We start from the raw sequence: 19549 nt of genomic DNA, 5'->3' as shown, positions 1-19549 counted from the left end.
CCATGCATGTCGTCTTTCGCGAAAGCCACGGACTGGATCAAAGCGATCTGCCCCAAGACTTGGGGCAGACGCCGGCGGATCTGGTTGTGCTGTCCTTTTCAGACAGTGATCTGGGGGCTTTCGCGGCGGGCTGGCATCGTGCCGAAGGCGGGCTGCCGTCGTTGCGGCTGGCCAATCTGGTGGCGCTGAAACATCCTTTGTCTGTCGATACCTATGCTGAACAGACCCTTGCGGGGGCCAAGGCGGTTTTGGTGCGGCTGATCGGCGGCGAGAGCTATTGGCCTTACGGGCTTGCCACCTTGCAAGATATGGCGCGCAAACAGCAGATCGCGCTGGCGGTGCTGTCTGCGGACGGCCAACCCGACCCACGGCTCGACGCGCTGTCGACGCTCCCCCATTCGACATTAAGACGCTTGCAACATCTGTGCGATACAGGTGGCGCGGTGGCTGCGCAGGCGGCACTGGCGCAGCTATCGCTGGCCGCAGGGCTTTATGCGGGGCCGGCAAAAGGGGCCAAGACCGTACCTCAAGCAGGGTTTTACCAGCCCCACACTGGCGTGATCCCCGCGCCGGAGGCATCTGACAAGCCGCGCGCCATCGTGACATTCTACCGGTCCTATCTGACGGCCGCCGATACCGACCCTGTGGATGCCCTGATCACGGCGCTCGAGGCCCGCGGTTTTGACGCCATTGGGTTGTTCGCGCCCAGCATCAAGGGGGACACCGCCCCGTGGATCGCGCAGCAGATTGCCCGGCTTGATCCGGCGGTGATCGTGAACGCCACCGCTTTTTCCGCCCAGCGCGGGCCGGATGAACCGTCAGTCTTGGGCGTATCAGATTGCCCCGTGGTGCAGGTGGCCCTGTCCACCGCGCGGCGGCGCGATTGGGCGGGATCAGAGCGGGGGCTGTCGCCCACCGATCTGGCGATGCATGTCGTGTTGCCCGAGGTGGATGGCCGTCTGTTTGGCGGCGTCGTCAGCTTTAAACAACCCGGCAAACGGGACGAGGCGTTGCAATACAGCCGTTTCGCACACCGCGCCGATGCAGCGCGTGTGAATTTCATCGCGGATCGGGTGCTGCGTTTGCACCAACTGCGCGTGCAGGACAATGCGGCAAAGTCCATTGGGGTCGTGCTGTCGACCTATCCTGGCAAGGACTGGAACATGGCCCATGCGCTTGGGTTGGATGCGTTGGCGTCCCTGCGCGAAATGACAGCGCAGTTGGCGGTGCAGGGCTATGACGTCGATGCGCATGCGCTGGCCGATACGCAAACTGTGGCCAGCCGTCTGGGCACCGAAACCATCCGTTGGCCGCTAGAGGGTTACAAAGCCGCCCTCGCCAAGCTGCCGCAGGTGCTGCGCGATGACCTGACTGAAAGCTGGGGCGCGCCGCAGGACGATCCGCTGTTTCACGACGGGGCGTTCTGCTTTCCGGCGCTGCGCAGTGGCAAGCTGCTGGTTGCCCTACAACCCGAACGCGGCACTTTGGCCGAACGGGACGACGACTATCACGATCTGAGCCGCACGCCGCGTACGGGCTATGTCGCCTTCTATCTGTGGCTGCAACAACAGGCCGATGCGATGGTGCATGTCGGTGCGCATGGCACGCTGGAATGGCTGCCGGGCAAATCCGTCGCCCTGTCAGAGGTCTGTTGGCCCGAGGCGCTGATTGGTCCGATGCCGGTGATTTATCCTTTCATCGTCAACGATCCCGGCGAGGCCGCGCAGGCCAAGCGCCGCATCGGGGCCGTCACCGTGGGGCATATGCCACCGCCGCTCGTGGCGTCGAAACTGCCCGAAGACTTTGGCCGGTTGGAACGGTTGCTCGACGAATATTCTACCGCAGACGGGCTCGACCCCGCGCGGCGCGACCGGCTGATCGCTGATATCCGCACCGAAGCGCAGGGCCGCGGCGTAGAGCAGGACCTAGGTCTTGATGCCAGTGCCAGCGCGGCAGAGGCGTTGACCCGCATCGACCGCTTTGTCTGCGACATCAAGGAAACGCAATACGGTGACGGGCTGCATGTATTTGGTGCAGGCGATCATGGCGCGAGCGAGATCGACGGGCTGATCGCGGCCTTGTCTGCGCGGTTCGTGCCCCCCGGCCCTTCGGGATCGCCCTATCGCGGGCGCAGCGATGTGCGGCCCACGGGGCGCAACCTGTTCACTACCGATCCGCGTGCTGTACCGTCGCGGGCGGCCTATACCCAAGGGGTGAAGCTCGCCGAGGAACTGCTGCGCAAGCATTTGCAGGATCACGGCGACTGGCCCAAGGGGTTGGTCATGGACATGTGGGGCTCTGCCACCATCCGCACCGCGGGCGAGGAATTTGCCATGGCGCTGCATCTGGCCGGTCTGTCGCCCCGCTGGGATGACGGCAGCGACCGCGTCAGCGGGTTCGATATTCTGCCGCTTGCGCTGTTGAACCGTCCGCGCATTGACGTGACCCTGCGGGTGTCGGGCCTGTTCCGCGATATGTTCCCCGGTCTGGCGCAGCTGTTCGAGGCGGCGATTGCCAAGCTGGCCGAGCGTCCCGAAAGCGCTGCCGACAACCCATATCTGGTCCAGACCCCCCGTGTCTTTGGCCCGCGCCCCGGCTCTTATGGCTTGGGGATCGGCGCCGCGATGGATGACTATTCCGACGAAGCACGCGCAGCGGCGGGAGAGGCCTGGCTGGCTGCGTCGTCCTACGCGATCGACGCGCGCGGAGAGATCACCTATGCCCGCGACGCGCTTGAGACGCAGCTGACGCGGGCCGATAGCTTCGTGCACCTGCAAGACCTGCCCGAGACCGATCTGCTGATGGCAGAGGATTACGCCGCCCATGAAGCAGGCTTTGCCGCCGCGATGCAGCGTTTGGGCAAGGGCGGTGCTGCCGCGCTGTATCATCTGGACGCCACCCGCCCTGACCAGCCTCGTGCCCGCACCCTGACCGAAGAGCTCGCCCGTGTCGTGCGCGCCCGTGCCGCCAACCCTGATTGGGCCACCGGCATGATGGCGCATGGTTTCCGCGGTGCCGCCGAGATCGCGGCGACGCTGGATCACCTTGCCGCCTTTGCGCATCTGGCGGGCGTTGTGCCGGACCACCTGTTCGACCTGATGTTCGATGCCACGCTGGGGCGCGATGATCTGGTCGACTTTATGCAAGATGCCAACCCGCAAGCGCTTGCCGCATTGCGCGCGCGGTTTGATGCGTTGCACCGTGCGGGGCTTTGGTCTTCGCGCCGCAACTCTGTCCTCGCCGAATTGGGAAGCCCCGCATGAGCGCGCCGCAGGTCTTTGGTTGGTGCCCCGGTGCGCTGCGGCCGATGATGTCGGGGGACGGGCTCGTGGTGCGGCTGCGTGTGCCGATGGGGCGGCTGAACCCCGATCAAATCCGCCGCGTTGCCACGCTGGCGCGCACCCATGGCAACGGCATGATCGATCTGTCGGCCCGCGCGAACCTGCAACTGCGGGGGGTGACAACTGATAGCCATGTCGCGCTGATTGACGGGCTGCGCGAGATTGGCCTTGTCGATGCCGATCTGGACGCAGAGGCGCGGCGCAATATCACCGTGACGCCGTTCTGGCAGGATGGGGACGACAGCCACCACGTGGCGCAAGCGCTGGCCCATGCGCTCTCCAGCGACGACGCGCCCGACCTGCCCAGCAAGTTCGGCTTTGCGATCGATTGCGGGGAGCGGCCTGTGCTGACGGTCACCTCTGCGGATATCCGCATCGAACGCAGCGCCGCTGGCTTGATCTGCCGGGCGGACGGGGCTGGGATGGGCCAACCGATCACAGTGGATACCGCCGCAGATGCTGCGCTGGCGCTGGCGCGATGGTTTCTGGACACCGGTGGCGTGACCGACGGACGGGGGCGCATGGCGGCGCATATCGCGACGCGGGGGGCTCCGCCGGATGCGGATACCGCCCCCCTGCCCGCTGCGCCCGTCCCTGAGCCGGGTGTGACCCCGCAAGGCACGCTGCTCGGGTTTTCCTTTGGCCAGACCACGGCGGAAAGCTTTGCGCAGCTGGCAAAGCTTGGCGCGCTGCGACTGGCCCCTTGGCGCATGGTTCTGATGGAAGGGGCCGCCCTCCTGGCTCCTCTGCCCGATTTTATCACCGACGCGAGCGATCCGCGCCGCCGTGTGCAGGTCTGTACCGGCGCCCCCGGCTGCCGTCAGGCCCTGTCAGACACACGCCATGCGGCCCAAGCCATCGCCGCGCATCTGTCGCCGGACAGCGACGATACGATCCATATCTCGGGCTGCGCCAAAGGCTGCGCCCATCCCGCCCCTGCCCCCGTCACGCTGACCGCCAGCCATGACGGGCATTTCACCCTTACCCGCCACGGGCGCGCGGGCGATCCGCCGCAAAGCGCGCCGCTGACAGTGACCCAAATTCAAGACAGGAGGCTTTGAGTGCCCCACACATACGAGACCAACGGTGCCGCGATCTATCTGGAAAGCTTTGCCACCATCCGCGCCGAGGCCGATCTTGCCCGCTTTACACCCGACGAGGAGCGTGTGGCCGTGCGCATGATCCATGCCGCCGGTCTGGTCGGGCTGGAAAAGCACGTACAGTTTTCTGAAAATATGGCGCAGATTGCGCGGGCGGCGCTGGCAGACGGCGCGCCGATCCTGTGTGATGCGCATATGGTCTCCGAAGGGATCACACGTACGCGTTTGCCCGCCGACAACCAGATCATCTGCACCCTGCGCGACCCCAAGGTGCCCGAGATGGCACAGCAGATGGGCAACACGCGCTCTGCCGCAGCGCTGGAACTGTGGCGGCCGCATCTGGCGGGGGCTTTGGTGGCCATCGGCAATGCGCCGACGGCGCTGTTTCACCTGCTCAATATGCTCGAAGACCCCGACTGCCCGCGCCCTGCGGCCATCATCGGTTGCCCCGTCGGCTTTGTCGGCGCGGCGGAATCGAAAGAGGCGCTGATGCAGGATTTGCCCGTGCCGTCGATGATTGTGCAGGGGCGTTTGGGCGGTTCGGCAATTACAGTGGCCGCGGTGAACGCGCTGGCCACGTGGAAGGAATAACGATGGGCAAGGTCATTTGCATCGGGCTTGGCCCCGGCGATCCCGAACTGATGAGCGTCAAGGCGCACCGTTTGCTGACCGGCGCGCAGCACGTCGCGTTTTTTCGCAAACCCGGGCGGCGCGGGCAGGCCCGCACCATCGTGGACGGCATCATGGCCGAGACGGCGGTGGAACATGCGATGGAATACCCCGTCACGACAGAAATCCATTTCAGCGATCCAGAATACAACCGTCTGCTGTCGGCTTTCTACGACGATTGGGCTGACCGTTTGACCGACCTTTCGCAGACCGAAGATGTGATCGTGCTATGTGAAGGGGACCCGTTCTTTTACGGGTCGTTCATGCATCTGCACAGCCGCCTTCAGGGCCGCGCCGAGGTTGAAATCGTGCCCGGTATCACCGGCATGTCGGGCTGCTGGACAGCCACGGGGCATCCGATCACTTGGGGTGATGATGTGCTGACCGTGCTGATGGCGACGCTGGACGAAGAAGAGCTGACCACGCGGGCCGCCAACACCGATGCGCTGGTGGTGATGAAGATCGGACGCAACCTCGACAAACTTAAACGCGCGTTGACCAAGGCGGGCCGCTTGCAAGACGCATGGCTGGTGGAGAAAGGCACGATGGCAGGCCAGACGGTGCAAAAGCTGACGGAAGTCCCCGCCGAAGTGCCCTATTTCTCGATCGCGATTGTGCATGGACAAGGGCGCCGCCCATGACCGGCTGGGTGCGTGTTGTCGGCCTTGGCCCCGGTGACGAGGCGCTGGTGACACCAGAGGTGCGCGCCACCGTGGACGAGGCCACCGATATTGTCGGCTATATCCCCTATGTGCGCCGGATCACGCCGCGGGACGGGCTGACCCTGCATGAAAGCGACAACCGTGTAGAGCTGGACCGCGCCGCCCATGCGTTAAAGATGGCGGCAGCGGGGCACCGTGTGGTGGTGGTGTCTTCGGGCGATCCGGGGGTGTTTGCCATGGCCTCTGCCCTGTTCGAGGCGCTGGAGAAAGGCCCGAAAGACTGGCTGGCAATCGACATTCGCATCCTGCCCGGCATCACCGCGATGCTGGCGGCGGCGGCACGGCTTGGGGCACCCCTCGGGCATGATTTCTGCGCGATCAACCTGTCAGATAACCTGAAGCCTTGGTCGCTGATCGAAAAGCGGTTGCGGCTGGCAGGCAAAGCGGGCTTTGCTATGGCGTTCTACAACCCGCGCTCGGCCTCGCGGCCGCATCAGTTCGCCACCGCGCTTGATATTCTGCGCGAGGCTTGCGGGCCGGAGACCTTGATCTCTTTCGCACGGAACGTGAGCCATCCCGACGAGACCTTGCGCACTGTCACGCTGGCCGAAGCGACGCCAGAGATGGCCGACATGCGCACAGTTGTGATCGTGGGCAACGCCGATACCCGCCGCGTCGGGTCGCATATCTACACGCCACGGTCTGCCGAATGATCGAGCCACGCCAAGATATCGTCGAGCTGCGCGAATGTCGTGCGAGGGGGCACTGCGGGGCGCTGGATCATCAGCACGCGCAGCCCCAGTTCGCGCGCGGCGATGAGCTTGGCCTCGGCCCCCGTGCCGCCGGCGTTCTTGGCGATGATCAGCTCGGTCCCGTGGTCGCGCAGCAGGGCGATGTCTCCGGCCACGTCGAACGGCCCTCGGGCGAGGGTTACGGTCGTGTGCGGCAAGGGCAGCGGCGCGTTGGGCTGGTCCACCAGCCGCAGCAGATAGTGGTGTTGGGGATGGTCGGCAAAGACGGGCAACGCCTGCTTGCCGATGGCCAGAAAGACCCGCGTCGGGGTCTGCGGCAGGGATGCGGCGGCGGCTTCGATATCAGGCAGATGGGTCCAGGTGTCGGCGGCGGTCTCGGACCACGGGGCACGTTCATACGCGGCCAGCGGGATACCGGCCTGCGTACAGGCGGCATGGGCGTTACGACTCATCTGTGCGGCGAAAGGATGGGTCGCGTCGATCACGCGGGTGATGTGGTTTTGCGCGATAAAGTCCAGCAATCCGGCCACGCCACCGAAACCACCCACGCGGGTGGGCAACGGTTGCGCCACGGGGGCCGCCGTGCGTCCGGCATAGCTGAACAGCGCATCATCGCCACGTTCAGTCAGCGCGCGGGCGAGGCTGGAGGCCTCTGTCGTGCCGCCAAGAATGAGGGTGCGCGTCATGGTTGATCCTGTCGGTCCGTGGGTGACCCTGATCGGTCTGGGCGAAGATGGCCTTGCTGGGTTGACCGATGCAAGCCGAAAGGCGCTGGCCGAGGCCGAAGTGATCTTTGGCGGGCCGCGGCATCTCAGCTTATGCGACGCAGGCGCGCGGGGGCGGGAATGGCCGCTACCGTTCAGCGTAGAGCCGGTGTTGGAACATCGCGGGCGCGCGGTTGTCGTGCTCGCCTCGGGCGATCCGTTCTGGCACGGCGTGGGCGGTTCGCTGGCGCAGGTGCTGGACCCGTCGGAATGGCGCTGCTTTCCCGCGCCGTCCTGCATGACTCTGGCGGCTGCCCGACTTGGCTGGCGATTGGAAGAGGTCACGATCCTCGGCCTGCACGCGGTTCCGTTCGAGGTGTTGCTGCCCCATCTGGCCGAAGGCGCTCGGCTCATCTGTACGTTGCGCGATGGTGTGGCCCCTGCGGCGCTGGCTGAGTATTTAAACGCGCAGGGTTTCGGCGCCTCCCGCCTGACGGTGATGGAGGCGCTCGGCGGTCCGCGTGAAATCTCGCGTGGGGCCGATGCCGCGACGTTTGACTTGGCCGGCATTGCCGCCCCCGTGGTGGTGGCGATTGCGGTGTCGGGGGGGGCTGGGATCAGCCACGCAGCGGGGCGGCCCGAGGGGCTTTTTGCCCATGACAGCCAGATCACCAAATCGCCGATGCGCGCGTTGACGCTTGCTGCGCTGGCCCCCCGAGCGGGGGAGCTGCTGTGGGATGTGGGGGGCGGATCGGGCTCTGTCTCTGTCGAATGGTGTCTGGCCGCGCCGCAAGCGCAGTCCATCGCCATAGAGCCGCGCGAAAGCCGGTGTGAAAATATCACCGAGAATGCCCGCCGCTTTGGTCTGGCGGGTCGGATGCGCTGCGTGCACGGCACGGCCCCCGATGCGCTGGCCGATCTGCCCCTGCCTGCTGCTGTCTTTCTGGGCGGCGGCGCGACCGAGGATGTGTTGCAGGCGATCTGGGACAGGATCACGCCGGGCACGCGGTTGGTGGCGAATGCGGTGGCGCTTGAGACGCAAGCCTTGCTCATCCGCTGGCACGGGATGCACGGCGGGCAATTGCTGCGGATCGATCTGGCGCAGGCCGCCCCCTTGGGGACCATGCAAGGCTGGCAACCAAGCCGCCCGCAACTGCAATGGAGCGTGACCCGATGATCGTTGCAGGCATAGGGATGCGGGCAGATGCAACCGAGGCGGATTTACACGCGGCACTGACGCTGACACGGCGCACGCCGGACACATTGGCGACGCTCGCGATCAAGGTGACGCCGGCGTTGCGGCTTTTTGCAGACAATCTGGGGGTGCCGCTGATCGAACTGTCGGAAGCCGATATTGCGGATATCCCGACGCGCACCGTGTCGCCGCGTATTCAGGCGCGGTTCGGGACAGGATCACTTGCCGAGGCCGCCGCATTGCGCGTCGCCGGTCGCGGTGCCAAATTGACGACCTTGCGTGTGACCAGCCCCAATGGCATGGCCACCGTAGCTATCGCGGAAGGAATTGCCCCATGACTGTTCACTTTATCGGCGCGGGCCCTGGTGCCCCTGATCTGCTGACCCTGCGGGGGCGCGACCTGATCGCGGCCTGCCCTGTCTGCCTTTATGCTGGGTCGCTGGTTCCGTCAGAGCTGCTTGCGTACTGCCCAGCCGACGCGAAAATTGTGAACACCGCGTCGCTGTCGCTCGATGATATCATGGCAGAGATCAAAGCCGCCGATGATGCCGGTCACGACGTCGCGCGGTTGCATTCGGGCGATCTGTCGGTCTGGTCCGCCATGGGCGAGCAGCTGCGCCGGTTGCGCGAGCTGGGCATCAATTACGACATCACCCCCGGCGTGCCTGCCTTTGCCGCTGCTGCCGCCGCGTTGGGCACTGAACTTACGCTGCCCGAAGTCGCACAATCGCTGGTGCTAACGCGGACATCTGGGCGGGCGTCGGCCATGCCCGAGGGCGAAACGCTCGAGAATTTCGCCGCCACGGGTGCTACGCTGGCGATCCACCTGTCGGTGCATGTGCTGGATGATGTGGTCGCGCGGCTCACCCCTCATTACGGAGAGGACTGCCCCGTCGCCATCGTCTGGCGCGCAAGCTGGCCAGACCAAAAGGTGGTGCGGGCGACTTTGGGCACCGTGATCGACGCCACCGACGGCGAACGCGGGCGCACGGCGCTGATCCTTGTGGGCCGCGCGCTGACGGCAGAGGAGTTCCGCGAAAGCTGTCTGTATGCCGGCGATTATGACCGCCGTTTCCGCCCCGTGGGCACAGAGCCACGCTTTCCCGAGGGCACAGAATGATAGAGACAACGCAACTGCCCAAAGGCCTGATGATCTCGGCCCCCGCGTCGGGCACGGGCAAGACCACGTTGATGCTCGGCCTGCTCAATGCGCTCAGCCGTCGTGGTGTTGACGTGCGTCCGTTCAAAAGCGGGCCGGATTATATCGACCCCGGCTTCCACCGTGCGGCGTGCGGGCGGTCGTCGTATAATATCGACAGCTGGGCCATGGGCTCGGGCGTGTTGTGCAACCTGATCGGCACCGCCCATGGCGGAGATCTGGCGTTGATCGAAGGGTCGATGGGGCTGTTCGATGGTGTCGCGCAACCGGGGGAAACCTCTAACGGGGCGAGCGCGGATATCTCTGCCATGACGGGCTGGCCGGTGGTTTTGCTGCTGGATGTATCGGGTCAGGCGCAATCGGCTGCGGCCACAGCACTTGGGTTCAAGACGATGCGCCCGGATGTGCTTGTCGCGGGTGTGGTGCTGAACAAGGTCGCCAGCCCCCGCCACGAGGCGCTGCTGCGCTTGGGGATGGAGCAGGTCGGCATCCCTGTTCTGGGCGCGCTGCCCCGTCAGGGATCGGTCGCGCTGCCGGAACGCCACCTCGGCCTCGTGCAGGCCGAAGAACAGCCAGAGCTGATGAAGCTGCTGGATGCGGCGGGAGACTTTATCGCGGAGCATATCGATCTTAATCTGATCGTCTCAGTCGCCCAAGGGCGCAGTATTCCCGATGGGCCAGACGTATTGCCCCCGCCCCCCGGTCAACGGATCGCCTTGGCCAGGGATGCCGCATTCTCGTTTATCTATCCGCATCTTCTGGATCACTGGCAGGCTGCGGGCGCGCAGGTATTGCCCTTCTCGCCGCTGGCGGATGAGGCACCGGACGGCAGCGCGGATATTTGCTGGCTGCCCGGCGGCTATCCTGAGCTACACGCCGGTCGCCTTGCCGCTGCCGCGCAGTTCCGCGATAGCCTGCAACAGTTTGCCACGACGCGCCCGGTGCATGGGGAATGCGGGGGCTATATGGCGATGGGGGCCGGATTGGTCGACAAGGAAGGTGTGCGGCATCAGATGGCAGGGCTGCTCGGACTGGAAACCAGCTATGAGAAGCGCAAGATGCATTTGGGCTACCGGCTGGCCACCCTGAACGAACCCGGTCCCGGATATGACGCAGGTGCACGGTTGCGCGGTCATGAGTTCCACTATTCCACCATCCTGTCGCAGCCCGATACACCGCTGGCGCGAGTGGTCGATGCCAATGGTGCCGAAGTGCCTGAAACCGGATCGCGGCGCGGCCATGCCACGGGTACGTTCTTTCACCTGATCGCGGGGGCATCATGACGGGTTTTGTGTCTTTCGTTTCCTCTGGTCCCGGTGACCCCGAACTGCTGACCGTCAAGGCGGTGAAGCGGTTGCAAGAGGCCGAAGTCGTGCTGTTTGACGATCTGTCGGCGGGTCCGATCCTTGAACATGTCTCGGTCGAGGCGGATTTGATCGGGGTTGGCAAACGCGCGGGCCGCCAGTCGCCGAAACAGGATCATGTCAGCCGCCTGCTGGTCGAACATGCGCTGACCGGCGCGCGGGTTGTGCGGCTCAAAAGCGGCGACGCGGGCGTGTTTGGACGGCTTGAGGAAGAGATCAGCGCGCTGAAAGAGGCGGGTGTCGCCTTTGAGATCATCCCCGGTGTGACAGCGGCGTCCTCGGCGGCGGCGGCGGCGATGATCCCGCTGACACGGCGGCTGACCGCGCGGCGCGTGCAGTTCATCACCGGCCACGGGGAATCGGGGGCTTTGCCGGACGATCTGAACATGGCGGCATTGGCCGATGCCACCGCGACCACGGTCGTCTACATGGGGCGCCGTACCTTTGCCGGTTTCGCCGCGCGGTTGATCGAGGCGGGTCTGCCCGGATCGACCCCTGCCCTGCTAGCCGAGGCGGTATCGACCCCCGATCAAAAGCTGAGCCGGCACACGGTGGAAAGCCTTGCCAATCTGCCGCTGGATCCCGCAACGTCAGCACCTGCGTTGATCCTATACGGACCGCTGAGCGAATAGACCGCTTGACAAAACCGGCCTGAAAATGAACACCTAATCTGGACGGTTCCCCGTGCGCTTTTGGGCAAACGGGGTGAAAAGGGAATACGGTGCGGTGCCAACGCAAAGGTGCCTAATCCGGAACTGCCCCCGCACCTGTAAGTGAAGAGCAAACCGCATTGCCACTGGGCCAATCAGCCTGGGAAGGCGCGGCACGCATGGACGCACAAAGTCAGGAGACCTGCCGTCAAGGGGATGATCCCCGATCCAACTGGCTGCCTTTCGGGGCAGCTTTCACATCATGCCGTCGGGGAAGACGGCAAGGAGACCTGAACATGCATATCGAACCCGAAGTCGTGACCGGCGCAAAGCTGGTCCTGTCCTATGGCACCGCCGCCGGTGCTGCGGCCTATACCGCGAAAACCGCGATGGACTCTGTCCGTGAAAAAGGCGTCGTGCCTTTTGCGGGTGGGGCCATCGTTGCCACCGCGTTGACCTTTGTCTTTTTTCAACTTTTCCCGCATTTCCCCGTGGGCGTGAGCGAGGTTCACCTGATCCTTGGTTCGACCCTGTTTTTGCTGTTCGGCGTGGCCCCTGCTGCTGCCGGTCTGGCGCTCGGTTTGCTGGCGCAGGGCATGTTCTTTGCCCCCATCGACCTGCCGCAATACACGATGAACGTCACCACGCTGCTGGTGCCCTTGTTCATGGTCTCGGCGCTGGCCAAACGGATCATCGCGCCCAACACCGCCTATGTTGATCTGACTTATGTTCAAGCGCTCAAGCTGTCGACCGCGTTTCAGGCGGGCGTTGTGGGCTGGGTCGCGTTCTGGGCCATCTACGGTCAGGGCTTTGCCGCCAGCAACATCGCCGCTGTCGCCAGCTTTGGCGGGGCGTATATGATGGTCATCCTGATCGAACCGCTGGTCGATCTGGCCGTGCTCGCCGCTGCCAAGACCCTGCGTGATGTTGCAGGCAGCGCAGTGTTCACCAAGCGTCTGACCCAATCCGCCGCTGAATAACCCAAGACCAGACGCGGCCCCTTCCCTTCGGGTCGCGTCACACTACCGGAGCCATAAGATGTTTACGCTTTCACTGATCGGCATCGGGTCCGGCAACCCCAAACACCTTACCTTGCAGGCCATCGACGCGCTGAATGCCTGTGACGTGATCTTGATCCCGTCCAAGGGCGCGGGCAAGGATGATCTGGCCGGTCTACGCCACGAGATTTGCGCTCAGGTGCTGCGGTCGGACGGGCCTGCTATTCACGAATTCACCCTGCCCAAACGTGACGCTGCCAACCCTGATTATCACGCGGGCGTGCACGATTGGCACGATGCTATTGCGCAGGTCTGGCTGGCCGAGATGCAGCGCATCCTGCCCCAAGGCGGGCGCGTGGGTTTTCTGGTGTGGGGCGATCCGTCGTTGTACGACAGCACGCTGCGCATTGCAGAGCGTCTGCAACAGGTGGTGCCGCTTAGCGTCGATGTGGTGCCGGGGATCACGTCGCTGCAGGTGTTGACGGCCGGCCATGCGATCCCGCTGAACACCATTGGCAACCCCGTCATGATCACTACCGGACGGCAGCTGCGCGATCACGGTTGGCCCGAGGGCATCGATACCATCGCCGTCATGCTGGACGGGACCTGCGCGTTCGAGGTGCTGCCAAGGGACGCCGGTTTCCACATCTGGTGGACCGCTTATGCCGGGATGCCAAATGAGCGGCGCATCGCGGGGCCGCTGGATCAGGTCCGCGACAAGATCATTGCGACACGCGCAGAGGCCCGCGCGGCGCATGGGTGGATCATGGATATCTACCTGCTGCGCCGCTAGAAGCTTTGGTCTAAAGCTCTTCGAGCCGTTGCAGGATCGGGCAATCAGGGCGATCGTCGCCAGCGCATTCATGCACCAGATGCGTCAACGTATGACGAATATCCTGAAGGTCCGCGATCTTGCTTTCGATCTGCGCCAGATGTTGCTGTGCGATGGCACGGACATCCGCGCTGGCGCGGTCCTGATTGTCCCAAAGCGCCAGCAAGTCGCGACAGTTTTCAATCGTGAACCCCAAGGTGCGCGCGCGCCCCAGAAAGGTCAGCTTGTGCACGTCACTGTCGCAAAAGCTGCGATAGCCATTGGTATCCCGCGCTGGTGTGATCAACCCGATGTCTTCGTAATAGCGAATGGTCTTGGCAGGCAGGCCCGCGCGTTTTGACACGTCACCGATGTTCATAGACGTCTCCTTTCGTTGAATTAGGTGGTTGCAGCCGCGGCGACCCACCGCAGGCGCAACGCATTAAACAGGACAAACACGCTTGAGAGTGCCATCGCAGCGGCAGCAAGCACCGGCGACAACAGCACACCGAATAGCGGGTACAGAATACCTGCGGCGACAGGGATCAGCAGCACGTTATATCCAAAGGCCCAGAACAGGTTCTGACGGATATTGCGCATCGTGTGCTGGCTGATGTGCAGCGCGTTGACCACACCTTGCAGATCGCCCGACATCAGCACCACGTCGGCTGCTTCAATCGCGACATCGGTGCCGGTGCCAATGGCAATGCCCACGTTGACACCGGCCAGCGCGGGCGCGTCATTGATGCCATCCCCGACAAAGGCGACCTTGTGCCCTCCATCTTGCAGTTTCTGAAGCGCTGCGACTTTGCCCTCGGGCAGGACTTCGGCGACCACAGTGTCGATCCCCAATGTGCGCGCGATTGCCTGTGCCGTTGCCTTGTTGTCACCGGTGATCATGGCGATTTTCAGCCCCGCGTCGTGCAACGCCTTGAGCGCTTTGGGCGTTGTCTCTTTGATCGGGTCGGCAACACCGATCATCGCAACCAGTTCCCCGTCAACAGCGGCGAACAGCGGCGTCTTGCCGTTGGCACCCCATGCGGCCGACCGCCCCTCTGCGGCCGCAAGAGAGACCCCTTCGAGGGTCATAAACCTGTCCGCCCCGACCAGCACGCTATGGCCTTCGACCTCGGCGCGAACGCCCTGGCCCGTCTGGGACGTAAAGGATGTGACCTGCGCCAGCGACAGCTCCTCTGCCTCGGCATGGCGGATGATGGCGGTGGCGATCGGGTGCTCTGACTTGGCCTCGACAGAGGCGACAAGCCGCAAGGCATCGGACCGGGTCCAACCGTTGAAGACGTCCAGATCGGTCACCTCCGGGCGTCCGGCGGTCAGCGTCCCTGTCTTGTCGAGCGCGATGGTATCCACCTCTGCCAAGGTCTGCAGCGCATCCCCCTTGCGAAACAGCACGCCCAGCTCGGCACCTCGTCCCGTGCCGACCATGATAGAGGTCGGCGTTGCCAGACCCATCGCGCAAGGGCAGGCAATAATCAGCACGGCAACGCTGGCCACCAGCGCGAACCCCAACGATGGCTGCGGCCCGACGGCCAGCCAGATCAGGAAAGTCGCTGCCGCAATCGCCATGACCGCGGGCACGAACCACATGGTGATGCGGTTGACCAAATCCTGAACCGGCAGCTTCGCGCCTTGGGCATCTTCGACCATGCGCACGATCTGCGACAAAGTCGTATCCGCACCGACATGGGTCGCGCGGTAAACCAAAGCGCCAGTGCCGTTTACCGTCCCGCCGACAACGTTTGTATCCGCTTCTTTTTCCACCGGTATAGGTTCGCCGGTGATCATGCTTTCGTCCACAAACGACGTGCCGCTGGTGACGGTCCCGTCCACCGCGATCTTTTCCCCTGGACGCGCATGGATCAGATCCCCGACGACAATCTCATCGATCTCTATCTCGGCCACTTGCCCCCACCGCTCTACACGCGCGGTTTTAGGGCGCAGGCCGATCAGTTTGCGAATGGCCTGGCCTGTCTGGCCCTTGGCGCGTGCTTCAAGCGTGCGCCCCAGCAAGATCAACGTGACAATCATCGCTGCGGCCTCGAAATAGACAGCCTGCGCGCCAGCGGGCAGCACCTGCGGCGCAAACAACGCGACGGTCGAAAAGCCCCAGGCCGCTGTGGCACCGAGAAAGACCAGCGAATTCATATCAGGCGTGCGTTTCAACAGCGCCGGAACACCGGTGACAAAGAAGCGCCGCCCGGGCCACGCCAGCACGATGGTGGTCAGAACGAACTGGATCGACCAGCTGAGCTGCTGACCAACTGTGGTCATCACCCAATGATGAAACGCCGGGATCATATGCCCGCCCATTTCCAGCACAAACACCGGGAGAGTCAGCGCTGCGGCCAAAAGCGTCATGCGTTTCAGATGCGCCGCTTCTTCTATCTTGCGGTCGGGTGGTGACGCCATCGAGGCGTCTTTGACAGGGGTGGCAGGGTAGCCGGCGGCTTGTGCGGCTTGCACAATTGCGGTGTCCGCGTCCGCGGTCAATGTGTGTACCACGGCTTCTTCGCGGGCCAGATTGACAGAGACGTCGACAACGCCGGGCACCGCAGCCAGGGCGCGTTCGACCCGACCGACGCAGGAAGCGCAGGACATGTTTTCAATGGCATAGCGCCGGTTTTGCACTGTGGCAGGGTACCCCGCGGTGTCCAGTGCAGCAACGACAGCCTTGGGATCAAACCCCGATGTCACCTGCAATGCTGCCGTCTCAGAGGCAAGGTTCACGCGGGCTTCCTGCACACCATCGACGCGGCCAAGCGCCGCCTCGACCCGCCCCACGCAAGAGGCGCAATTCATGCCGCTTATCTCAAGATTGATCGCAACTACATCGCCCATTCTCAGCCTCCTCAGAGTGTGTTGCCCCTCAGATAGGACTTCCAGTCACTGGAGGGTCAAGCGGTAAAATTTAATTTAATTCATATTGTTCAGAATTCGCCGCTTTTCCGCGGGGCGTTTAACGATTTCGAAACGGATAGGCCCGATCTTCACTGCAAAGCGATATACGGAGGGTGCGTATCGACGGATGACAACAAAAACATTGGTTATCAAAGGCAAAGGCGGGTTGGGAAACCGCATATTGTCTGCAGTTTCGGGCTTGGTTTACGCTGACTTATCCGGGCGTACACCCGTGATTGACTGGCGCGACGGCAGCTATGCTCCACTTGGTATAAACGCCTATCCGTTGCTGTTCCAATCCCCGATCACAGGTGAAATCGTTGATGAACATTCAGACATATGCCCCGCGATCTGGACCGGCAAACTGCATCGCCAACCGCAGGATATGATCGACGCCTATATGCCCCAATCCCATTCAAACCCCTGGGGGTATCGCAGGCTATGTGTTGATCTAAAGCGATTAGACCACCCTCAGGAAACGGCCGTCTACTGGTCCTACCTGCCCAAGCTGGCACGTATGCAGCATCACTTGCGCCGTGACCCTCGCTTTGCCCACAGGGGGGAGCGTGAAATTCTGGCCGACTACCTGGGGCGCTACTTTACCCCCAATGCGCGGGTGCGCAGAGCGCTGTCGCAGATGCGCCGCGCGTCAAAGAGGCCCAGTATCGGCGTACACATCAGATTTACGGATCGCAAAATCCCGCTTCGCCCCGTACTGGCGACGCTGCGACGGCTAACATCATGCCACCCGGATGCGATCATCTTTCTTGCCACAGACAACGCGCAGATCGAGCAACGTCTGACACGTGAATTCGACAAAGTAATGACCCACCCGAAACGGCTGGACGCCTCGGGCCATCGCTTGCACGGGCCGGATACAACCTGCGATCGGCAACGCGAAGCAGAGAATGCGTTGATCGACATGTGGCAATTGTCGCGCTGCGATCATCTCATCTATTCGCACCGTTCTACCTTTTCTGTGACATCCGCCTGTTTGGGGTGTTTTTCAAAGGTACATACTCATGATGTCGAACGGTTTTCAATACGGCTGTGGGCGAAGGACCTTTTGCAGCGCTATGCCTAATCATACCCCTGTAGCCAAAGTTTTCGTGCAGTCCAAACCGCCGCCCAATGCGCTGCCCGCGCCCGCCGGTCGGCCCTGTTCGACGCTATTAGGGGCCGCGTGGCCAGATACCGCGTCGCAGACCAAAGCCACATCAAGAAGATCCCCGCGCCCCTATGCGATTTGGGCCAGTGATCGCGGATCAAAGATGCGCGCGATGTCATCACTGCAATGGCCTTTGCCTCTGTGCGCGATGTGGAGGCCCCAACATGGTGTACGATCTGCGCATTTGGCGTGATCATCGGGTGGTACCCGAAAGCCCGTGCGCGCAGACACAGATCGGCATCCTCGCCATACATGAAATACTTGGGGCTGAACCCGCCCAACCGGCGCCAAAGTGAAGCTTCGATCAGCAAGAAGCATCCGACGACGATGTCCACCTGCCGCACGGTGTCGCGCGCCCAGCCACCATAAGCTTCAGGGTTAAAAAACCTGTTCTTCGTCAAAGCTGTGCTGACCCCGGTCGCCTTAAAGAGTAGGCTTACCAATGTGGGCCGCGCCCAGCATGACGCGATGTTCAACGCGCCGTTCGCAAAAACAGTCCGGCCGCCCCAGATTCCAGCCTTCGGATAAAGTCGCGCAAAGTCGATCAGGCGATCAATCGCCTCGTCCTGCAATTCTGTATCGGGGTTGAGCAAAAGCACGTAGTCAGATGCGCAATCTAGCGCAGCCAAGTTATTGCCACGCGCAAAGCCAAGGTTCTGCGGCGCTCGAATCAGCTGTACCTGCGGAAACGCAGAAGCAATTGCATCCGCAGAACCATCTGAAGACGCATTATCCAAGACGACACAGTCAAAACGCGTTGCGTGGGTATGTTGGTACAACGTTTCGAGCGCCTTTAACGTCATGATGCGCGTATTATAGCTAACGATCACGACGGTTAACGTGACTGGTGCGGACGACGACGCTACGCCGGCCTGCGCCATCGTCAGCATCCCGTTGCGCGAAATACCACGCACGCTGTCGCTTTTAATATTCGTAAGTCCTGTTTTATTGAAAGCGAAGCAAAATACTGCTCGTCAAAATGAGCGCGTTCGACAAATTTCGATCTATTGCGTGCAGAAACCTGCCAGTTCCCGCTGATTCCCGGCCGCAGACGGTAATAGCTTTTTCCACAATACAATACTTGTTGAGACACCAGCATGGGTCGCGGGCCAACCAAACTCATATCGCCGCTGAGCACGTTCAAAATTTGAGGAAGTTCATCCAGCGATGTGCAGCGCAAGAAGCGCCCCAGTTTTGTCACTCTAGGATCGAGGCACAGTTTGTGGCTGCGCTGCCATTCTGATTGCGCTGCGGGATTTTTCGCCAAATATGCGTTAAGGTAGCCCGGATCATGAGGCCGCATGGTGCGCAGCTTCCACATCCGAAAAATCTGCCCATTTCTGCCGACACGTTCCTGAGCAAAGAATGGATTAAGCCCAGATCCCGCGACCAAGCCTGCCAGTAACGCGATCATAGAAAACGCGATCGGGAACAGCAGTAGACATAAAAGGAGGTCAAAGCAGCGCTTCCCGTAGCGCTGATATAGGTCCGACCGCACATATAAGTGCGGCCTGGTTTGCATATGATGATCACGCTGTTTTTGAAGTAAATTACTTTGATACATCTGAAACTCCTTCGTCGGCGTGCGCCAGGGAAAAATCGATGCATCAAAGCGTATGGGAGCAGGCTTACTGCTGGGTTAAGAATACATGTTCAATTTGAGCTATTGTGTAGAAAGAGGGGCGCACTGCCGCTCGAAGGAAAACGTTGTGAGGTAAACACAAACTGTTGAGAGTGTCCGATCTTCTGTGTAATTGCGATCTGGTCCATGCTTCCTGAGAGGAGCAAGGACGATGACCATATCCAAGGAACTGCTGGACGAACTACTGAAGGGCTGCGAGCGGCCTGAAGATCTGCTTGGCGATGCCGGGCTAATGAAAGAGCTCAAGATCAAGCTGATGGAGCGAATGCTCGGTGCTGAGTTGACGTCACATTTGGGCTATGAAGACGGCAAGGATGCCCCGCCTGATCAGACCAACCGTCGCAACGGGTCATCCGCCAAGAGATTGAAGGGGCAAGACGGCGAACTGCCTATCGCTGTGCCACGGGACCGGGACGGT

General features: G+C 62.4%; 19 protein-coding genes and 1 riboswitch. Of the genes, 14 read left to right on the top strand and 5 right to left on the bottom strand.

The genetic code is table 11. The features are described from left to right. The first annotated feature begins 2 nt into the window (after window positions 1–2). Genes cobN through cobJ form a run of 5 tightly spaced genes read left to right on the top strand, consistent with a single transcriptional unit; the run spans window position 3 to window position 6485 of the window. Window positions 3–3263 carry a cobaltochelatase subunit CobN gene (cobN, locus tag BLQ98_RS01880; RefSeq protein ID WP_093731661.1) on the top strand — a complete coding sequence of 1087 codons (3261 nt, stop codon included), beginning with the start codon at window positions 3–5 and terminating at the stop codon, window positions 3261–3263. Continuing rightward, window positions 3260–4402, top strand: coding sequence for a precorrin-3B synthase (gene cobG / locus BLQ98_RS01875; RefSeq protein ID WP_093731660.1), 1143 nt, complete (start codon window positions 3260–3262; stop codon window positions 4400–4402). Before cobN ends, cobG begins: the two co-directional genes overlap by 4 nt. Further along, complete coding sequence (locus BLQ98_RS01870; protein ID WP_093731659.1) at window positions 4403–5032, top strand: precorrin-8X methylmutase; 630 nt, start codon at window positions 4403–4405, stop codon at window positions 5030–5032. It begins immediately after the preceding gene. 2 nt (window positions 5033–5034) lie between these two features. Then, a complete protein-coding gene (locus BLQ98_RS01865; protein WP_093731658.1) occupies window positions 5035–5751 on the top strand; it encodes a precorrin-2 C(20)-methyltransferase in 717 nt (238 codons plus the stop codon). Next, on the top strand, window positions 5748–6485 hold the full coding sequence (gene cobJ / locus BLQ98_RS01860) for a precorrin-3B C(17)-methyltransferase (RefSeq protein ID WP_093731657.1): 738 nt from the start codon (window positions 5748–5750) through the stop codon (window positions 6483–6485). The genes BLQ98_RS01865 and cobJ overlap by 4 nt, the downstream gene beginning before the upstream one ends. Here cobJ and BLQ98_RS01855 read toward each other — a convergent pair. Then, window positions 6461–7210, bottom strand: a complete 750-nt coding sequence (locus tag BLQ98_RS01855) for a cobalt-precorrin-6A reductase (RefSeq protein ID WP_093731656.1) — start codon at window positions 7208–7210, stop codon at window positions 6461–6463. The genes cobJ and BLQ98_RS01855 overlap by 25 nt on opposite strands. Between BLQ98_RS01855 and cbiE the strand changes: the two genes are divergently transcribed. The 7 genes from cbiE to cobF all read left to right on the top strand — a co-directional run bounded on the left by cbiE (window position 7209) and on the right by cobF (window position 13387). Then, on the top strand, window positions 7209–8405 hold the full coding sequence (gene cbiE, locus BLQ98_RS01850) for a precorrin-6y C5,15-methyltransferase (decarboxylating) subunit CbiE (protein ID WP_093731655.1): 1197 nt from the start codon (window positions 7209–7211) through the stop codon (window positions 8403–8405). The genes BLQ98_RS01855 and cbiE overlap by 2 nt on opposite strands. Then, the gene (locus BLQ98_RS01845) at window positions 8402–8761 is read left to right on the top strand and encodes a cobalamin biosynthesis protein (protein WP_093731937.1); all 360 of its coding nucleotides are present in this window, start codon (window positions 8402–8404) and stop codon (window positions 8759–8761) included. The genes cbiE and BLQ98_RS01845 overlap by 4 nt, the downstream gene beginning before the upstream one ends. Further along, complete coding sequence (gene cobM, locus BLQ98_RS01840; protein ID WP_093731654.1) at window positions 8758–9543, top strand: precorrin-4 C(11)-methyltransferase; 786 nt, start codon at window positions 8758–8760, stop codon at window positions 9541–9543. The genes BLQ98_RS01845 and cobM overlap by 4 nt, the downstream gene beginning before the upstream one ends. Continuing rightward, entirely contained in the window at window positions 9540–10865 is a 1326-nt protein-coding gene (locus BLQ98_RS01835) for a cobyrinic acid a,c-diamide synthase CobB (protein ID WP_093731653.1), read from the top strand. The genes cobM and BLQ98_RS01835 overlap by 4 nt, the downstream gene beginning before the upstream one ends. After that, window positions 10862–11578 carry a uroporphyrinogen-III C-methyltransferase gene (gene cobA, locus BLQ98_RS01830; RefSeq protein WP_093731652.1) on the top strand — a complete coding sequence of 239 codons (717 nt, stop codon included), beginning with the start codon at window positions 10862–10864 and terminating at the stop codon, window positions 11576–11578. Before BLQ98_RS01835 ends, cobA begins: the two co-directional genes overlap by 4 nt. Window positions 11579–11604: 26 nt before the next feature. Beyond that, window positions 11605–11820, top strand: a riboswitch (cobalamin riboswitch). 72 nt (window positions 11821–11892) lie between these two features. Further along, the gene (locus BLQ98_RS01825; protein WP_093731651.1) at window positions 11893–12576 is read left to right on the top strand and encodes an energy-coupling factor ABC transporter permease; all 684 of its coding nucleotides are present in this window, start codon (window positions 11893–11895) and stop codon (window positions 12574–12576) included. A 58-nt stretch (window positions 12577–12634) separates the two neighbouring features. After that, on the top strand, window positions 12635–13387 hold the full coding sequence (gene cobF, locus BLQ98_RS01820; protein ID WP_093731650.1) for a precorrin-6A synthase (deacetylating): 753 nt from the start codon (window positions 12635–12637) through the stop codon (window positions 13385–13387). Between the two features lie 10 nt (window positions 13388–13397). Here cobF and cueR read toward each other — a convergent pair whose 3' ends face one another. Both cueR and BLQ98_RS01810 read right to left on the bottom strand, forming a co-directional pair. Then, a complete protein-coding gene (gene cueR / locus BLQ98_RS01815; RefSeq protein WP_093731649.1) occupies window positions 13398–13784 on the bottom strand; it encodes a Cu(I)-responsive transcriptional regulator in 387 nt (128 codons plus the stop codon). 20 nt (window positions 13785–13804) lie between these two features. After that, on the bottom strand, window positions 13805–16261 hold the full coding sequence (locus BLQ98_RS01810; RefSeq protein ID WP_093731648.1) for a heavy metal translocating P-type ATPase: 2457 nt from the start codon (window positions 16259–16261) through the stop codon (window positions 13805–13807). A 187-nt stretch (window positions 16262–16448) separates the two neighbouring features. Here BLQ98_RS01810 and BLQ98_RS01805 point away from each other — a divergent pair, with 187 nt between their 5' ends. Continuing rightward, window positions 16449–17405 carry a NodZ family protein gene (locus BLQ98_RS01805; RefSeq protein ID WP_093731647.1) on the top strand — a complete coding sequence of 319 codons (957 nt, stop codon included), beginning with the start codon at window positions 16449–16451 and terminating at the stop codon, window positions 17403–17405. Here the strand turns inward: BLQ98_RS01805 and BLQ98_RS01800 are convergent. Together BLQ98_RS01800 and BLQ98_RS01795 are read right to left on the bottom strand one after the other, a co-directional pair. After that, complete coding sequence (locus BLQ98_RS01800; RefSeq protein WP_237271157.1) at window positions 17402–18403, bottom strand: glycosyltransferase family 2 protein; 1002 nt, start codon at window positions 18401–18403, stop codon at window positions 17402–17404. The two genes, BLQ98_RS01805 and BLQ98_RS01800, sit on opposite strands and share 4 nt — an antisense overlap. Continuing rightward, complete coding sequence (locus tag BLQ98_RS01795; RefSeq protein ID WP_093731646.1) at window positions 18373–19053, bottom strand: sugar transferase; 681 nt, start codon at window positions 19051–19053, stop codon at window positions 18373–18375. The genes BLQ98_RS01800 and BLQ98_RS01795 overlap by 31 nt, the downstream gene beginning before the upstream one ends. Before the next feature lie 229 nt (window positions 19054–19282). On the opposite strand from BLQ98_RS01795, the gene BLQ98_RS01790 reads away from it, so the two are divergent. Further along, window positions 19283–19549 (top strand): transposase (locus BLQ98_RS01790; protein WP_208596005.1); only part of this gene is annotated, 267 nt, incomplete at its 3' end.

Origin of the sequence: Sulfitobacter litoralis (assembly GCF_900103185.1) — a bacterium.
In the GTDB taxonomy this organism is placed as follows: Bacteria; Pseudomonadota; Alphaproteobacteria; order Rhodobacterales; family Rhodobacteraceae; genus Sulfitobacter; species Sulfitobacter litoralis.
Note: the sequence above shows the minus strand (reverse complement) of the source record. Positions and strands in the feature narration are given on the sequence as shown.

What these genes read in the sequence shown, in the direction of transcription:
- cobN (WP_093731661.1), top strand. Translation starts at nt 3, where the DNA reads ATGCATGTCGTCTTTCGCGAAAGCCACGGACTGGATCAAAGCGATCTG.
- cobG (WP_093731660.1), top strand. Translation starts at nt 3,260, where the DNA reads ATGAGCGCGCCGCAGGTCTTTGGTTGGTGCCCCGGTGCGCTGCGGCCG.
- BLQ98_RS01865 (WP_093731658.1), top strand. Translation starts at nt 5,035, where the DNA reads ATGGGCAAGGTCATTTGCATCGGGCTTGGCCCCGGCGATCCCGAACTG.
- cobJ (WP_093731657.1), top strand. Translation starts at nt 5,748, where the DNA reads ATGACCGGCTGGGTGCGTGTTGTCGGCCTTGGCCCCGGTGACGAGGCG.
- cbiE (WP_093731655.1), top strand. Translation starts at nt 7,209, where the DNA reads ATGGTTGATCCTGTCGGTCCGTGGGTGACCCTGATCGGTCTGGGCGAA.
- BLQ98_RS01855 (WP_093731656.1), bottom strand. Translation starts at nt 7,210, where the DNA reads ATGACGCGCACCCTCATTCTTGGCGGCACGACAGAGGCCTCCAGCCTC.
- BLQ98_RS01845 (WP_093731937.1), top strand. Translation starts at nt 8,402, where the DNA reads ATGATCGTTGCAGGCATAGGGATGCGGGCAGATGCAACCGAGGCGGAT.
- cobM (WP_093731654.1), top strand. Translation starts at nt 8,758, where the DNA reads ATGACTGTTCACTTTATCGGCGCGGGCCCTGGTGCCCCTGATCTGCTG.
- BLQ98_RS01835 (WP_093731653.1), top strand. Translation starts at nt 9,540, where the DNA reads ATGATAGAGACAACGCAACTGCCCAAAGGCCTGATGATCTCGGCCCCC.
- cobA (WP_093731652.1), top strand. Translation starts at nt 10,862, where the DNA reads ATGACGGGTTTTGTGTCTTTCGTTTCCTCTGGTCCCGGTGACCCCGAA.
- BLQ98_RS01825 (WP_093731651.1), top strand. Translation starts at nt 11,893, where the DNA reads ATGCATATCGAACCCGAAGTCGTGACCGGCGCAAAGCTGGTCCTGTCC.
- cobF (WP_093731650.1), top strand. Translation starts at nt 12,635, where the DNA reads ATGTTTACGCTTTCACTGATCGGCATCGGGTCCGGCAACCCCAAACAC.
- cueR (WP_093731649.1), bottom strand. Translation starts at nt 13,784, where the DNA reads ATGAACATCGGTGACGTGTCAAAACGCGCGGGCCTGCCTGCCAAGACC.
- BLQ98_RS01810 (WP_093731648.1), bottom strand. Translation starts at nt 16,261, where the DNA reads ATGGGCGATGTAGTTGCGATCAATCTTGAGATAAGCGGCATGAATTGC.
- BLQ98_RS01805 (WP_093731647.1), top strand. Translation starts at nt 16,449, where the DNA reads ATGACAACAAAAACATTGGTTATCAAAGGCAAAGGCGGGTTGGGAAAC.
- BLQ98_RS01795 (WP_093731646.1), bottom strand. Translation starts at nt 19,053, where the DNA reads ATGTATCAAAGTAATTTACTTCAAAAACAGCGTGATCATCATATGCAA.